Here is a 14,363-nt window from a genome sequence, read left to right as displayed (position 1 = left end):
ATAGAGTTACTCTATAATTTTTGTTACTACTCCCGCTCCAACAGTTCTTCCACCTTCTCTAATTGCAAAGTTTAATTGTTCTGACATTGCAATCGGAGTAATTAACTTGACAGTAAATTTAGCATCATCACCTGGCATAACCATTTCTGTACCTGCTGGTAACTCTACTTCACCCGTCACGTCTGTTGTTCTAAAATAAAACTGAGGTCTGTATTTAGTAAAGAAAGGAGTGTGTCTTCCACCTTCATCTTTTTTAAGTACATAAGCTTGAGCTTCAAATTTAGTATGAGGAGTAATTGAACCAGGCTTACAAAGAACTTGACCTCTTTCGATGTCAGATCTTTCAATACCTCTCAATAAAATTCCTACGTTATCACCAGCTTCACCTGAGTCTAAAAGTTTTCTAAACATTTCAACTCCAGTACAAACTGATTTTTTAGTTTCTTTAATACCAACAATTTCAACTTCTTCACCAGTTTTAATTACACCTGATTCAATTCTACCAGTTGCTACTGTTCCTCTTCCAGAAATTGAAAACACATCCTCAACAGGCATCAAGAATGGTTTATCAACATCTCTTGCTGGTTGCGGAATATGTTCGTCAACAGCTTTCATTAATTCTAAAATTGAATTTTTTCCAATTTCATCATCTCTTTTTTCTACTGCTGCTAAAGCTGAACCTTTAACGATTGGAGTTTTGTCTCCAGGATATTTGTATGAAGTTAAAAGTTCTCTAATTTCTTCTTCTACAAGTTCGATCATATCTTTATCATCAACTTGGTCTACTTTATTTAAGTAAACAACAATAGCTGGAATTCCAACTTGTCTTCCTAAAAGAATGTGCTCTCTTGTTTGTGGCATAGGACCATCAGCAGCGTTAACTACTAAGATAGCTCCATCCATTTGTGCAGCACCAGTGATCATGTTTTTAACATAGTCAGCGTGACCTGGACAATCTACGTGAGCGTAATGTCTTTTTTCAGTTTCATATTCAACGTGCGCAGTTGAAATTGTAATTCCTCTTTCTTTTTCCTCAGGAGCTTTATCGATTTGATCATAAGCTACTGCTGCTGCTCCACCTGCTTCTGCTAATGTAATTGTGATAGCTGCAGTAAGAGTAGTTTTTCCATGGTCGACATGACCAATAGTCCCAATGTTACAGTGGGGTTTACTTCTAACAAATTTTTCTTTTGACATTACTTTTTTACCTCAGTTTTTGTTTTCATTAATAATTTCTTTTTCTTGGAGCGGGTAAAGGGAATCGAACCCTTACATCCAGCTTGGAAGGCTAGCGTTCTACCATTGAACTACACCCGCACAACCCCAAGAGTAACACTCCATGTTACTTAAAATTTTTATTGAATGGTGGAGGGGGAAAGATTCGAACTTTCGAAGACCGAAGTCAACGGGTTTACAGCCCGCCCCATTTGACCGCTCTGGAACCCCTCCTATTGGGGAAGTGTCCCCTGTTCAATAAAGCTTCAAACAACATGCGTTTTATATATTTTATTTATGCAATTGCAACACGAGATTTAATAAGAAAATATACAAAAAAACGTGTAAAACTCATTAAAATATATGAATAAATCGTCTTTTTTTATAGCTGGTCAACATGCTGTTATCGAAGCTCTTAGAAATCCTGAACGAAAGGTTTTAAGAGTGTTTTTAACTGAAGATGCTAAGAAAAATATACACAGGAAAAATCCAAAAAAAAATGTTTTGGAAGATGTTAAAGTTTATTTTAAATCTAAAAAAGAATTAGACAAATATACATCTAAAGAACAATTAATGCATGGAGGGTATGTTGCAGAAATTGAACATTTAGATCAACCTGATTTAAAAGAATATATTAAAGAAAAAAAAAATTGTACTTTTGTTTGTTTGGACGAAGTAACTGACCCAAGAAATATTGGTTCATTAATTAGAAGTGCTGCATCATTTAAAATAGATGGTTTAATTATTAAAGAAAGACAATTTCCAAAAGATAGTAAGCTTATGTACAAGTCTGCAAGTGGTTGTATGGAGCATTTAAATATTTTTCAAGTATCTAACATCAACTCCACTCTTAAAAACTTAAGAGAAAAAAACTTTTGGGTCTATGGATTTGATGCAAGAGGCGAAAAAGATTTTACAGAAGTAAAATGGGAAGGAAAAAATGTTCTTCTATTTGGATCAGAGGGTTTTGGTATGCGAGAGCACACAGGCAAATATGCAGATTTTTTTGTTAAAATTGATATGAATAAAGAGATTGAAAGTCTTAATATATCAAATAGTGCAGCAATTGTCTTTCATCATCTAAGCTATCTAAAAAAAAGAGTTGATTAATTAATAAATAGTTAATAATTATGGCTTATGCCCTTGTAGCTCAGCTGGTAGAGCAATTGATTTGTAATCAATAGGTCCGCGGTTCGACTCCGTGCGGGGGCACCATCAAAATGTATTTTAGCTAGTTATAAATCTTTGTAAGTGATCTATAAGTTCTTTTTGTTCTTTAATCATAATTTTTAAAACATCGCCGATTGAAATAATTCCAACAACTTTTTTATTTTCTAATATTGGTAGATGTCTTATTCTATGTTCAGTCATTAACTCCATACACTGATCAATTTTAAAATCACTAGTAACGGTAATTAATTCTTTAGTCATAACCTCGTCTAATAATGTATCTTTGCTATTCTTACCTTTTAAAATAACCTTTCTTGCATAATCTCTTTCTGAAAAAATACCTATTGGAAAATCATTATTATCTACAATAATGATTGCACCTATATTCTTTTCTGACATTAAAATAAGTGCTTGCATTACACTTTGGTCTTTTGAAATAGTCCAAATTTGTCTATCTTTATTTGATTGTAAAAAATTTTCTAATTTAGTCATTGTCATTTCTCATTAAAAAACTTTATCACTGTGTTCATGCTGTGTACAGTTTTGAAAAAACTTTCAATTATCGTTGATAGTATTTATCTTTTTGAATTTAGACTTTCGATTTTTAATCAATAGGTCCACAGTTCGACTTCGTGCAGGGTACCACTTTATTAATTTCTTACAGGATAAATTTTATTAATCTTAAATGATGACTTGCTATCAAAAGTAAATTTATGGTCAAATTTACTTGATAGAGGCATAAACCTCATCGTCATTGCACGTCTTGAATTTGGTGAATTATTTTCTTTTGATCCGTGAACCATATAAACATCATGCAGAGATATTTGCCCTCTTTTGAGTAGTAAATTAACTGATTTAGAAATGTCATAATCATTTTTGTTAAGCTCTTGGTGCAATGTTAAATTTTCTTTGTTGTTTCTAGAATGATCTTTAAGTTTTTTATCTTTATGTGATCCTTTAATAAATGTCAGACATCCATTTTCTTCAGTTGCATCATCAATTGCTAACCACACAGTACATGTCGCAAGAGGGTTTATTGGCCAATATTGACCATCTTGATGCCAGGGAGTTTCAAAACCATTATAAGCAGGTTTTGCAAAAAAACTTGAATTCCATAAAGCAAACTTACTGCCTAGTAATTGCTCTATAAAATCTAATATTTTATCATTCAAACAATATTTTAAAAAACTTTCATCTTTTAAAAGTAAAGCTGGACAATAATTTTTATATTCTGGAAATTTGTGAATTAATTGATTGTGTTTATTTTCTATCTCAAAAAGATCATTTTCAGACATCTTGAAATCAGGAATTACAAAGCCGTCTTCTTGGTATTGTTTAATTTGCTCTTTTGTTAACACTTTAGATATTAATTAGTTTCTCTTCTCAATTGTTCAATTTTAATTTTTTTTTGTAAACTTCTATTCTTGTCATAGAGAAGATTAAATTTAATCTTATTGTTGGTATTTACTATAATTGATTTAGCATTTCTAACTTCAAGATTGTCTGCAACAGCACTAATCGGTCGTTTAGATGGATTTAAATTAGTGATTACAATCTTTAATTTATCATTAACTATTTTACCCTTCCATCTTCTTGGTCTAAATGGACTGATCGGTGCTATTGATAATTTTTTTGAATTTAGACTTAGTATAGGTCCATGCACTGATAAATTATAAGCTGTGCTACCAGCTGGTGTTGAAACTAGAACACCATCCGAGACTAATTTTTTTATAATCTGTTTGGATCCATGTTTAATTGATAATGAGGCAGCTTGTCTACTTTGTCTTAAAATTGATACTTCATTTATAGCTAAAGATTTTTTTATTTGATTATTCTTATTTTTAACAATCATTTCTAGCGGCGAAATAGAAATCATATTTGCTTTTTCTAAATTTTTAATAATATTTTTTGATGAAAATTTGTTCATCAAGAAACCATAATTTCCTGAGTTAATTCCATAAAATTGTTTATTTGAATTTTTATTCTTTTTTAAAGTTTCAAGCATAAAACCGTCACCACCAATAACAATTATAAGATTGTTTTGTTTAAATTGATTGTTATCTATTTTTTTTACTAATAACTTTTTAATGTTTAAGGATTTTCTATTTTTATCAGAAATTATCTGAATCTTACTCATTTAGTGGTGCCCTCGGCCAGACTCGAACTGGCACTCCGCAAGCGGCAAGGATTTTAAGTCCTTTGTGTCTACCAATTTCACCACGAGGGCATTAATGAATTTCATGATTATTTATGCTAATATTTATAGTTGAACAAGAAAAATTTTCAATCTATTCGTTATTTAACAATAATTCAATAATCTTGTTTGCAATCAATAAATTTCCTTTTTTATTAAAATGTACATCATTCCAAAAGAAATATTTTTCATATACTTTTTCAAAGCCAATGTTATTCACCTCGTCAATGAACTCATCAAAATAATCAATAAAATATTCACATTTATTTTGACAAAACTCTTTCCATTCTTTTCTATAAAAAGAATTATTCTGAGTATTAATTAAATTTTGAGGCCATGGATAAATAGCTAAACTAAACTTTATATTTTTCTCTTCTAATATTTTGTAAATTTGATCAATATAGTTCTTTGTTTCTTCATGAATAGCGATTATTGATTTTCCATTTATTTTTGTTTCATTAATATTTTTATGTAACCAAAATGATTTACGTTTCGCACTTTCATTGAAAATTATTTCTGTTGTTTTATCATTATTTTTTTCTGTTTTTTTTTCTAATTTTTTTAAAACATACATATAAAAGTTTGTTAAAGGAAAATTTTCTCTAAGCCATATTCTTCTTTGATCTCTTTTGTCGTGTATTATTGAGTATTTTTCACTATCAAATTGATAATACGCTTCATCATAATAATCACTGATATCTAAAAAAAGTATTACGTGCTCAAATTTTAAATTTTTACTCAAAAAAAAATTAATTTTAGCTAGATGTACTTTTGGAGAGTATGAGCTTACCCCCATATTAGCTACATCTAATCCTGATATATTTTCAAAAATACCTACAAATGTATCTTTATGATTTAACGCTATCCCTTCAGTAAATGAATCACCCAAAAAACCAAAGTTAAAAAAATTTCTTTTCTTAGTGTTGCAATTTGATTTAAATCCATACTCATTAGTACAGAATCTATTAATTTCACCAAAACCAACTGACTTCATGTTTATATTTTCTTTAAATGTATGGTGAAATTTTTTATGCCAGATATTTGCTCTTTTGTCATAAAATTCTGTTTCCTTTAAATAAGGATCCAAATGCACTAAAATTTTTTGACCAAAAAAAAAGTCTAATACTAAAATTAAAAAAAAAGTTGTAGCCAAAATTTTGCTTAAAAATTTTAAGTAAGACAGAAATTTTTTGAATAAAAACATAATTACAATAGATAATTTTTTGATTGTACAATTTTAAAATTAAATTTTATTAGTCTTTTAAGAATTAGTTCTTCACCATTTTTATGAAAATCATAAGAATATCCTTCATAAAGATTTATATATCTTTGAGCCTTTTTATAAATGTAGTATTTTATCTTATTTAAAAAATTCATTTTTTATTTATTATTCAAACCTTTTCTCAAGTATTTTATCTCTAAACTACAGTCTTTGTATCCTCTTTTAACAATATTTAAGTACCTTTCAGTTGGAAATTTAAATTGTGATTTCTTTACCATTGAGTAGGTCATAACTTTTTTTCCATAATGATAAAAATAATACTTCTTATATAAAGTAGGATAATCCTCATAAACGTCTAATTTTTTTTCATCACTTTTTGATATCTTAAATAATCCACCTGGTACTATTGAATTCTTTTTAGGCTCAATATCTGCAGCTCTATATTTGCTCCTAAAAGTAAGTCTAAAATTTTTCAAATTTATTTTTTTTATAAAAACACTGTCTTTACATCTTCGTTTCATTTGAAAATGATGAAGGTTACTTCCGTAAGCAAAATAAAGCATTTAACGATCTACTACTTCAATGTTTTTACTGTCAACAAATTTTAGAATTTGTGATTTACAATTATCAATCTTGGATTGTTCCTCTGATCTTATTACAATTGAAACTCCTAACTTCCCGGCTTGAAAAAATGGATAGCTTCCAATTTCAACATCCTGATTATCATTTTGGACTTTAGTTAAAGAGTCTGCGATTTCACTTTCAACCGTTCTTAGGCTTATAGTTAAACTTAAAATAGGTTCACCCCCAACAATACTATTGGTTAAACCACCTAACATAGATTTTAATATTGATGGAACCCCTGGTAAACAGAATACATTTTCAACACTAAAACCTGGTGCACCACTTGTGGGATTTAAAATTAAATTTGCATTTTCTGGCATCCATACCATTTTTTGTCTACCTTCATTAAATTCACCTGGCTTATAATAGACCTCTAAAATTTTATATGCTTCTTTATGTATTTTATATTTTAATCCAAATGCTTTTGAAACAGATTCTGCAGTAATATCATCGTGGGTAGGACCAATACCTCCTGTTGTAAAAACATAATCGTAAGATATTTTTAATAGATTAAGTGTATCGATTATTGTTTTTTCAATATCAGGAATAACCCTAACCTCTCCGACTTTAACCCCAATTGAATTTAACCATGTAGCTAAAGTTGAAGTGTTGGTGTCTTGAGTTCTGCCAGATAAAATTTCATTACCTATAATTAATATTGCGGCATTAACTTTTGTGTTTTTAGTCATTTTAAATGTATAATTTAGAAATGGAATTTACCAAGTCTTTAATAAAAGGCAAATTAATCAAACGTTACAAACGTTTTTTTGCTGATGTACAATTAACAAATGAAGTAGTTACTGCACATTGTCCCAATACAGGATCGATGAAAGGCTTATTAGATGAGGGCAACGATGTTTATTTGCTACCTAACAATGACCCCAAGAGAAAACTTAAATATGGACTTGAAATTATTAAAACAAGAAAAAACCTAGTAGGTGTTAATACCCACATGGCCAATAGAATAGCTCAACACGCTTTAGAAAATAATCTTATTAAAGAACTTAAAAATAGTGATCTAATTAAACCAGAGGTATTTTTTAATAAAGAGACTAGATTTGATTTTTTAATTGAGAAAAATAAACAAAAGAGCTTTGTAGAGGTTAAAAATGTTACCCTTTTTAGAAATAAAGACACAGCTGAGTTTCCAGATGCTGTGACAGCACGTGGCACCAAACACCTACTCACTCTTATTGATGCCATAAAAAAAAGTTATAAAAGCTACTTATTATTTTTAGTTCAAATCCAAAACATGGAAAAGTTTAAGATAGCCAAAGATGTAGATGCTGAATATTATAAGAATTATCTAATTGCTAAAAAGGCAGGAGTTAACTTTTTAGCCTATAGATGTGATATAAGTTCTAAAAAAATTTTTATAGATAAAAAACTGAAGATTATTGATGAGTGATTATAAAGAAAAATTTGAAAAAATGAGAGTAGCCGGAAAGTTGGCAGCTCAAACTTTAGATATGCTGACTGATAATATTAAAGAAGGTGTATCAACAGATCATATTGATAAATTAGGTTACGAGTTTATTAGAGATAATGGTGGATACTCTGCCCCACTTTATTATAGGGGTTTTACAAAATCTTTATGTACATCTTTAAATCATGTGGTTTGCCACGGTATTCCATCAGATAGAATTTTAAGAGATGGCGATGCAATCAATGTGGATGTCACTGCTATTGTTGATGAACATTATGGTGATACTAGCAGAATGTTTTCAATCGGTAATACCTCTGTTAAATTAAATAATCTAATAGATACAACTCACGAGTTTATGATGAGAGCAATTAAGATATTAAAACCTGGAATTAGATTGGGAGACATAGGATACGAAATTCAATCATTCGTTGAAGATAAAGGTTTTTCAGTTGTAAGAGATTTTTGTGGTCATGGCATAAGTACTACGTTTCATGAACCACCTAACATTTTGCATTATGGGAGCAAAAATTCAGGCATGGATTTAAGACCTGGAATGACTTTTACAATTGAACCTATGATTAATACCGGCAAATATGCTGTTAAAATGTTAAATGATGGTTGGACTGCTGTTACAAAAGATAAATCTTTATCAGCACAATTTGAGCATACATTGGGAATTACTGAAAATGGTTATGAAATCTTTACAGAATCTGCTAAAGGTTATTCAAAGCCCCCATACTTATAATTAATGATTAAAAGATACTCTCGTAAAGAATTAACTGACATTTGGTCAGAAGAAAATAAATATAAAATTTGGCTAGATGTCGAAGTTGCAGCTGCTGAAGCTATGGAAAAGCTTGGTCAAATTCCAAAAGGAGTTGCTTCAGTTGTTAAAAAAAAAGCTAAAATAAATGTAAGCAGAATTCACAAAATTGAGTCTGAAGTTAAACATGATGTTATAGCATTTCTCACTTCAGTCACTGAAAGGGCTGGAATTAAAGCTAGATACTTACACCAAGGAATGACTTCATCAGATGTATTGGATACCAGTTTTAATATTCAAATGGTTCAATCTGGTAAAATAATCCTAAAAGATTTAGATCAAATTTTAAAAGTTTTAAAAAAACAGGCTAAAAAATATAAATTTACTCCATGTATGGGTAGAAGTCACGGTATTCATGCTGAACCAGTTACATTTGGTTTAAAATTGGCTTCTTTTTATGAGGAATTTAAAAGAAATAGAAAAAGATTAATCGATGCAATAGATGAAGTGTCAACTTGTGCAATATCAGGTGCTGTTGGAACTTTTGCTAATATTAATCCTAATGTTGAAAAACATGTTGCAAAAAAATTAGGTTTAAAAGTTGAGCCAATTTCAACTCAAGTAATACCAAGAGATCGTCATGCTTTTTATTTTTCAGTACTAGGTATTATCGCTGGATCAATTGAAAGAGTTGCAGTTGAGATTAGACATTTACAAAGAACTGAAGTTTACGAAATGCAAGAATTCTTTTCAAAAAATCAAAAAGGCTCATCTGCGATGCCACATAAAAAGAATCCAATATTAAGTGAAAACTTAACAGGACTTGCTAGAATGGTCAGAAGTGCAGTAACCCCCGCTTTAGAAAATATTGCCCTTTGGCACGAAAGAGATATTTCTCATTCAAGTGTTGAAAGAAATATTGGACCTGATGCAAATATTACGACTGATTTTGCATTAGTCAGATTAGCTAATATTTTAGATAACATGATTGTTTATCCAAAAAAAATGTTAGAAAATTTAAATATCACTAAAGGATTAATTTTCTCACAAGAAGTAATGCTGGAATTAACAAAATCAGGATTAAGTAGAGAACAATCTTACCGAATGGTTCAAAATTATGCTAAAAAATGTTTCGCTGAAGATTTGGATTTATTTGATGTTATTAGATCAGATAAGTTAATTATGAGCAAAATCACTCCTAAAAAACTAAAATCTATATTTAGTTACGCAAAACACTTTAAAAATGTAAATTTCATCTTTAGAAGAGTTTTTAAATAATGAAAAAAGGAAAAAAACTATACGAAGGTAAAGCTAAAATCATTTACACAACAAATGATAAGAATTTAGTTATTCAATATTTTAAAGATGACGCTACCGCTTTTAATAATCAAAAAAAATCTACCATAGAAGGAAAAGGTGTTTTAAATAATAGAATTTCAGAACATATCCTTTCAAATCTATCTCAGATAGGAATTAAAAATCACTTGGTCAAAAGACTTAATATGAGAGAGCAAGTAATTAAATTGGTTGAAATCATTCCAATTGAATTCATCGTTAGAAATGTTGCAACTGGATCTATTACAAAAAGATTAGGGATTGAAGATGGAACAATCTTAAAAGAGCCTCTTATTGAATATTGCTTAAAAGATGACAAGTTAGGTGATCCATTAATAGCGGAAGAGCATATATTGGCTTTTGATTGGGCTACAAAAAAAGAAATCGAGAAAGTTAAGAAAATGATTTTAAGAATTAATGACTTTATGATCGGTATGTTTAGAGGTGTTGGGATTAAATTAATTGATTTTAAATTGGAATTTGGAAGATTAAAAGTTAACGGTAAAGAAGAGGTTATTCTTGCTGATGAAATTAGTCCAGATACTTGCAGACTTTGGGACAGTATTACAGATAAAAAGTTAGATAAAGACAGATTTAGAAAAAATTTAGGTGATCTTATTCCTGCTTATACTGAGGTTGCTAAAAGACTTGGAATACTTCACGAACAATCAAATGTTTCAGCAGTAAATGTTACAAAATTATCTTCAGTTAAAAGGAAGCGTAAATGAAAATTTCTGTAATTATTACGCTTAAAAAAGATGTGCTAGATCCTCAAGGAAAAGTTATTCACCAAACCTTGGATGGAATGGGATTTAATGACATCAATGAAGTAAGACAAGGTAAGTACTTTGAAATTGATACTAAGGAAAGTGATCCCAAAAAAGCTAAAGATAAAGTTGAAGAAATGTGTAACAAACTTTTAGCCAATCTAGTTATTGAAAATTATAAAATTATTGATGCACAATAATTAATGAAATCTTCCGTCATTACATTTCCTGGTTCTAATTGTGACAGAGACATGGATGTTGCTCTTAAAAAATTTGGGTTCAAAAACAAGATGGTTTGGCATGACGACGCTGAACTTCCAAAAAGTGATTTAGTTGTTTTGCCAGGTGGGTTTTCTTATGGGGATTATTTGAGATGTGGGAGTATGGCATCAAAGTCAAAAATAATGAAATCGGTAATTAACTTTGCAAACTCAGGTGGAATGGTGATGGGTATTTGTAATGGATTTCAAATTTTAGTTGAAACAGGTTTGGTTCCAGGTGTTTTATTAAGAAATAAATACTTAGAATTTATTTGTAAAAATGTGTTTGTTAAAATTAATGATAAAAAAAACACTTACTTTAAAAACATTGATAGTGAAGTTTTAGAGTTTCATATAGCTCATAATGAGGGAAACTATTTTTGCACCAATGATCAATTAAAAGAAATTGAAGATAATGAACAAGTAGCGATCAATTACTGTGATAAGAAAGGCATAACCGAAGAGAAATATAATCCTAATGGATCCATTAAAAATATTGCAGGTATATTTAATAAACAAAAAAATGTTTTAGGTATGATGCCTCATCCTGAAAGAATGATTGACCCTTCTCTATCAGGTGAAGATGGATCTCTTTTTTTTAAAAATTTAATTAATAATCTAAAATGATTGTAAACGAACAAGTTGCTATAGATCATGGTCTTAAAAAAGGTGAATATGCAAAAATATGTGAGCTACTTAAGCGAACTCCAAATATTACTGAGCTAGGCATCTTTTCAGCGATGTGGAATGAACATTGTTCTTATAAATCTTCAAGACTTCACTTAAAAAAACTTCCAACCAAAGGAAAACAAGTCATTCAGGGACCAGGAGAAAATGCGGGAGTTGTAGATATTGGTGATAATGATGCAATTGTATTTAAAATTGAAAGCCACAATCACCCTTCTTTTATTGAACCTTATCAAGGTGCTGCAACTGGAGTTGGTGGTATTATGAGAGATGTGTTTACAATGGGAGCGCGTCCTATTGCTAATTTAAATTCTATTCATTTTGGATCTCCTCAACACAAAAAAACTAAAAATTTACTTCGAGGTGTAGTTCACGGTATTGGTGGTTATGGGAACTGTATGGGTGTTCCAACTATAGCAGGTCAAACTAACTTTGATAGCTCGTACAATGGTAACATTCTAGTTAATGCGATGACATTGGGTTTAGTGAAAAAAGATAAGATTTTCTATTCAAAAGCAGCAGGTTTAGGCAAACCAGTAATTTATGTTGGATCCAAAACTGGTCGTGATGGAATTCATGGTGCTAGTATGGCATCAGCTAGCTTTGATGAAAAAATTGAGGAAAAAAAACCGACAGTTCAAGTTGGTGATCCATTTACTGAAAAACTATTACTCGAAGCTTGCCTAGAGTTAATGGCTGGGGACTCAATTATAGCAATTCAAGACATGGGTGCAGCTGGACTTACATCATCAAGTATTGAAATGGCCTCAAAAGGAAATCTTGGAATTGAAATTAATTTAAATAAAGTTCCATGTAGAGAAACTAAAATGACACCTTATGAAATTATGCTCTCTGAAAGCCAAGAGAGAATGTTAATTGTTTTAGAAAACGGTAAAGAAGATCAGGCTAAAAAAATATTTGATAAATGGAATTTAGATTTTGCAGTAATTGGTAAAACAACTAATTCTAAAAAGATTGAACTATTCTTTGATAATGAGCAAGTTGCAGATATTCCGGTCAATACTTTAGTTGAAAATTCACCAATGTATGACCGAAAATGGAAAAAAGCAAAACTACCTAAAAAAAATAAAATTAAAAAAGAAGATCTTAAAAATTTAAAAATTATAGACGTTTTAAAGAAAGTTTTATCTAATCCAAATGTTTGCAGTAAGGAATGGATTTGGCAACAATACGATCATACAGTTATGGGTGACACTATACAAAAACCAGGTGGAGACTCTGGTGTTGTGAGAGTTCATGGAACTGATAAAGCAGTTGCAGCATCGGTCGATTCATCTGCCGTATATTGTTGGGCACATCCCTTAACTGGTGGAAAACAAGTTGTTTGTGAAAGTTTTAGAAATCTAATTTCTGTAGGTGCAAAACCAATTGCTATTACTAATTGTTTAAACTTTGGCAGTCCTGAAAATGAAGAAAACATGGGTGAGTTTGTTGAATGTGTTCAAGGTATTGGGGAAGCTGCTGAATATTTAAAATTTCCAGTCGTTTCAGGAAATGTATCTTTTTATAATCAGACAAAAGAAGAAGGTATTAAACCTACCCCATCCATTGGCGGTGTTGGCTTAATCAAAGATTATAACAAAATGATCACAATGGATTTTAAAGAAGTTGATAATATCGTTTTAGTTATTGGAAAAACTGAGGGACATATTAATCAAAGTTTGTTTGCAAGAAACATTTTAGATGAAAAAAATGGTCCTCCACCAGAAATCAATTTATTTAATGAAAAAAATAATGGAGAAACTTTATTAAAGTTAATAGATACAGGTCATATTAAAAGTGCTCACGATGTATCTATTGGTGGAATTATTACTGCAGTAGCAAAAATGTGTATTAAAGGAAACAAGGGAATTAATCTTAAAAAACCAAAATACCTAATTAATGAAATTGAATATTTTTTTGGTGAAGATCAAGGTAGATATGTGATCGAAGTAAGCAAGGATAGTCTTAAAAAAGTGACTGATATTTTAAACAAAAATGCAGTTCATTATGATGAACTTGGAACGATTAACAAGGATCAGATGTTTATTGACGAAAAGACAAAAGTAACAATTGACGAATTAAGAACATCGAATACAAATTGGTTATCAAATTATATGAGCAAATAATGGCAATGGATTTAAAAGAAATTGAAAGTTTAATCAAGGAAGCTTTAGCTGATGCTACAGTTGAAATTCAAGATTTAGCTGGTGATGGCAATCATTACTCAGCAACAGTAACTTCTGCACAATTCTCAGGTAAAAGTAAAATTGAACAACATAAAATGGTGTATAATTCTCTAAAAGGTAAAATGGGAAATGAATTACATGCCTTAGCAATTAAAACAAAGGAGCAATAATGGATGATAATACAAAAAATTTAATTCAAACTCATATTGATAGTAACGAAGTATGTTTATTTATGAAAGGTACACCTGATGCTCCTCAGTGTGGTTTTTCAATGGCTGTATCTAATATGTTAAAAATTCTTGAAGTTAACTTCCAAGGTGTAAATGTTTTAGAAGATCAAAATGTTAGAGAAGGAATTAAAACTTTCAGTGACTGGCCTACTATCCCGCAACTTTATATCAAAAAAGAGTTTGTTGGCGGCTGTGATATCGTAAAAGAAATGTACGAAAGTGGTGAATTAGCAAAATTACTTGAGACCAAGGGTATAAGTTTTAAAGCTAAAAATTAATTA

Annotated in this window: 18 protein-coding genes and 4 tRNA genes; 11 read left to right on the top strand and 11 right to left on the bottom strand. The window is 30.1% G+C overall.

The genetic code is table 11. The features are described 5' to 3' along the window. Nucleotides 1-6: 6 nt before the first annotated feature. The 3 genes from tuf to ACIJYE_RS02740 all read right to left on the bottom strand — a co-directional run bounded on the left by tuf (nt 7) and on the right by ACIJYE_RS02740 (nt 1,449). The gene (gene tuf / locus ACIJYE_RS02750; protein ID WP_435091039.1) at nt 7-1,197 is read right to left on the bottom strand and encodes an elongation factor Tu; all 1,191 of its coding nucleotides are present in this window, start codon (nt 1,195-1,197) and stop codon (nt 7-9) included. A gap of 46 nt (nt 1,198-1,243) precedes the next feature. Further along, nucleotides 1,244-1,317: transfer RNA gene (locus tag ACIJYE_RS02745), tRNA-Gly, on the bottom strand. Nucleotides 1,318-1,363: 46 nt separating this feature from the next. Next, nucleotides 1,364-1,449, bottom strand: a tRNA-Tyr gene (locus tag ACIJYE_RS02740). 129 nt (nt 1,450-1,578) lie between these two features. On the opposite strand from ACIJYE_RS02740, the gene rlmB reads away from it, so the two are divergent. Both rlmB and ACIJYE_RS02730 read left to right on the top strand, forming a co-directional pair. Continuing rightward, nucleotides 1,579-2,325, top strand: a complete 747-nt coding sequence (rlmB, locus tag ACIJYE_RS02735; protein WP_435091037.1) for a 23S rRNA (guanosine(2251)-2'-O)-methyltransferase RlmB — start codon at nt 1,579-1,581, stop codon at nt 2,323-2,325. Between the two features lie 29 nt (nt 2,326-2,354). Then, nucleotides 2,355-2,430, top strand: a tRNA-Thr gene (locus ACIJYE_RS02730). Between the two features lie 12 nt (nt 2,431-2,442). Here ACIJYE_RS02730 and ACIJYE_RS02725 read toward each other — a convergent pair. The 8 genes from ACIJYE_RS02725 to ACIJYE_RS02690 all read right to left on the bottom strand — a co-directional run bounded on the left by ACIJYE_RS02725 (nt 2,443) and on the right by ACIJYE_RS02690 (nt 7,114). Continuing rightward, nucleotides 2,443-2,877 carry a CBS domain-containing protein gene (locus ACIJYE_RS02725; RefSeq protein WP_435091036.1) on the bottom strand — a complete coding sequence of 145 codons (435 nt, stop codon included), beginning with the start codon at nt 2,875-2,877 and terminating at the stop codon, nt 2,443-2,445. A gap of 158 nt (nt 2,878-3,035) precedes the next feature. Next, on the bottom strand, nt 3,036-3,743 hold the full coding sequence (locus ACIJYE_RS02720) for a phytanoyl-CoA dioxygenase family protein (protein ID WP_435091035.1): 708 nt from the start codon (nt 3,741-3,743) through the stop codon (nt 3,036-3,038). Between the two features lie 8 nt (nt 3,744-3,751). Then, on the bottom strand, nt 3,752-4,522 hold the full coding sequence (locus ACIJYE_RS02715) for an NAD kinase (RefSeq protein WP_435091034.1): 771 nt from the start codon (nt 4,520-4,522) through the stop codon (nt 3,752-3,754). A gap of 4 nt (nt 4,523-4,526) precedes the next feature. Continuing rightward, nucleotides 4,527-4,612, bottom strand: a tRNA-Leu gene (locus ACIJYE_RS02710). A gap of 61 nt (nt 4,613-4,673) precedes the next feature. Continuing rightward, the gene (locus ACIJYE_RS02705) at nt 4,674-5,732 is read right to left on the bottom strand and encodes a hypothetical protein (protein WP_435091032.1); all 1,059 of its coding nucleotides are present in this window, start codon (nt 5,730-5,732) and stop codon (nt 4,674-4,676) included. A gap of 53 nt (nt 5,733-5,785) precedes the next feature. Beyond that, nucleotides 5,786-5,956 (bottom strand): hypothetical protein, encoded by a 171-nt coding sequence (locus tag ACIJYE_RS02700; protein WP_435091030.1) that lies wholly within the window; start codon nt 5,954-5,956, stop codon nt 5,786-5,788. A gap of 3 nt (nt 5,957-5,959) precedes the next feature. Beyond that, the gene (locus tag ACIJYE_RS02695) at nt 5,960-6,364 is read right to left on the bottom strand and encodes a gamma-glutamylcyclotransferase family protein (RefSeq protein WP_435091028.1); all 405 of its coding nucleotides are present in this window, start codon (nt 6,362-6,364) and stop codon (nt 5,960-5,962) included. Then, on the bottom strand, nt 6,365-7,114 hold the full coding sequence (locus ACIJYE_RS02690) for a competence/damage-inducible protein A (RefSeq protein WP_435091027.1): 750 nt from the start codon (nt 7,112-7,114) through the stop codon (nt 6,365-6,367). A gap of 20 nt (nt 7,115-7,134) precedes the next feature. Here ACIJYE_RS02690 and sfsA point away from each other — a divergent pair, with 20 nt between their 5' ends. From sfsA to grxD, 9 genes are read left to right on the top strand one after another with little or no spacing between them, the layout of a single operon-like run. After that, nucleotides 7,135-7,833 (top strand): DNA/RNA nuclease SfsA, encoded by a 699-nt coding sequence (sfsA, locus tag ACIJYE_RS02685; RefSeq protein WP_435091256.1) that lies wholly within the window; start codon nt 7,135-7,137, stop codon nt 7,831-7,833. Next, nucleotides 7,826-8,596 (top strand): type I methionyl aminopeptidase, encoded by a 771-nt coding sequence (gene map, locus ACIJYE_RS02680; RefSeq protein ID WP_435091025.1) that lies wholly within the window; start codon nt 7,826-7,828, stop codon nt 8,594-8,596. The genes sfsA and map overlap by 8 nt, the downstream gene beginning before the upstream one ends. Nucleotides 8,597-8,599: 3 nt before the next feature. Beyond that, entirely contained in the window at nt 8,600-9,892 is a 1,293-nt protein-coding gene (gene purB, locus ACIJYE_RS02675) for an adenylosuccinate lyase (RefSeq protein WP_435091024.1), read from the top strand. After that, nucleotides 9,892-10,677, top strand: a complete 786-nt coding sequence (gene purC / locus ACIJYE_RS02670) for a phosphoribosylaminoimidazolesuccinocarboxamide synthase (protein ID WP_435088920.1) — start codon at nt 9,892-9,894, stop codon at nt 10,675-10,677. The genes purB and purC overlap by 1 nt, the downstream gene beginning before the upstream one ends. Beyond that, complete coding sequence (purS, locus tag ACIJYE_RS02665) at nt 10,674-10,916, top strand: phosphoribosylformylglycinamidine synthase subunit PurS (protein ID WP_435091022.1); 243 nt, start codon at nt 10,674-10,676, stop codon at nt 10,914-10,916. Before purC ends, purS begins: the two co-directional genes overlap by 4 nt. Nucleotides 10,917-10,919: 3 nt before the next feature. Beyond that, nucleotides 10,920-11,603, top strand: a complete 684-nt coding sequence (gene purQ, locus ACIJYE_RS02660) for a phosphoribosylformylglycinamidine synthase subunit PurQ (RefSeq protein ID WP_435091021.1) — start codon at nt 10,920-10,922, stop codon at nt 11,601-11,603. Continuing rightward, complete coding sequence (gene purL / locus ACIJYE_RS02655; protein WP_435091020.1) at nt 11,600-13,792, top strand: phosphoribosylformylglycinamidine synthase subunit PurL; 2,193 nt, start codon at nt 11,600-11,602, stop codon at nt 13,790-13,792. The genes purQ and purL overlap by 4 nt, the downstream gene beginning before the upstream one ends. Continuing rightward, nucleotides 13,792-14,022: a BolA/IbaG family iron-sulfur metabolism protein gene (locus ACIJYE_RS02650; RefSeq protein ID WP_435091018.1), complete on the top strand. Its 231-nt coding sequence runs from the start codon at nt 13,792-13,794 to the stop codon at nt 14,020-14,022. Before purL ends, ACIJYE_RS02650 begins: the two co-directional genes overlap by 1 nt. Then, nucleotides 14,022-14,360 carry a Grx4 family monothiol glutaredoxin gene (grxD, locus tag ACIJYE_RS02645; protein WP_435086857.1) on the top strand — a complete coding sequence of 113 codons (339 nt, stop codon included), beginning with the start codon at nt 14,022-14,024 and terminating at the stop codon, nt 14,358-14,360. The genes ACIJYE_RS02650 and grxD overlap by 1 nt, the downstream gene beginning before the upstream one ends. The last annotated feature ends 3 nt before the right edge of the window (nt 14,361-14,363 follow it).

Source organism: Candidatus Pelagibacter bacterium nBUS_30, assembly GCF_051201245.1.
Classification (GTDB): Bacteria; Pseudomonadota; Alphaproteobacteria; order Pelagibacterales; family Pelagibacteraceae; genus Pelagibacter.
The sequence above is the reverse complement of the archived record's forward strand: the minus strand, read 5'-3'. Positions and strand labels throughout refer to the sequence as shown.

Coding starts and splice junctions, on each gene's coding strand:
- tuf (WP_435091039.1), bottom strand. CDS start 1,197: ATGTCAAAAGAAAAATTTGTTAGAAGTAAACCCCACTGTAACATTGGG.
- rlmB (WP_435091037.1), top strand. CDS start 1,579: ATGAATAAATCGTCTTTTTTTATAGCTGGTCAACATGCTGTTATCGAA.
- ACIJYE_RS02725 (WP_435091036.1), bottom strand. CDS start 2,877: ATGACTAAATTAGAAAATTTTTTACAATCAAATAAAGATAGACAAATT.
- ACIJYE_RS02715 (WP_435091034.1), bottom strand. CDS start 4,522: ATGAGTAAGATTCAGATAATTTCTGATAAAAATAGAAAATCCTTAAAC.
- ACIJYE_RS02700 (WP_435091030.1), bottom strand. CDS start 5,956: ATGAATTTTTTAAATAAGATAAAATACTACATTTATAAAAAGGCTCAA.
- ACIJYE_RS02695 (WP_435091028.1), bottom strand. CDS start 6,364: ATGCTTTATTTTGCTTACGGAAGTAACCTTCATCATTTTCAAATGAAA.
- ACIJYE_RS02690 (WP_435091027.1), bottom strand. CDS start 7,114: ATGACTAAAAACACAAAAGTTAATGCCGCAATATTAATTATAGGTAAT.
- sfsA (WP_435091256.1), top strand. CDS start 7,135: ATGGAATTTACCAAGTCTTTAATAAAAGGCAAATTAATCAAACGTTAC.
- map (WP_435091025.1), top strand. CDS start 7,826: ATGAGTGATTATAAAGAAAAATTTGAAAAAATGAGAGTAGCCGGAAAG.
- purB (WP_435091024.1), top strand. CDS start 8,600: ATGATTAAAAGATACTCTCGTAAAGAATTAACTGACATTTGGTCAGAA.
- purC (WP_435088920.1), top strand. CDS start 9,892: ATGAAAAAAGGAAAAAAACTATACGAAGGTAAAGCTAAAATCATTTAC.
- purS (WP_435091022.1), top strand. CDS start 10,674: ATGAAAATTTCTGTAATTATTACGCTTAAAAAAGATGTGCTAGATCCT.
- purQ (WP_435091021.1), top strand. CDS start 10,920: ATGAAATCTTCCGTCATTACATTTCCTGGTTCTAATTGTGACAGAGAC.
- purL (WP_435091020.1), top strand. CDS start 11,600: ATGATTGTAAACGAACAAGTTGCTATAGATCATGGTCTTAAAAAAGGT.
- ACIJYE_RS02650 (WP_435091018.1), top strand. CDS start 13,792: ATGGCAATGGATTTAAAAGAAATTGAAAGTTTAATCAAGGAAGCTTTA.
- grxD (WP_435086857.1), top strand. CDS start 14,022: ATGGATGATAATACAAAAAATTTAATTCAAACTCATATTGATAGTAAC.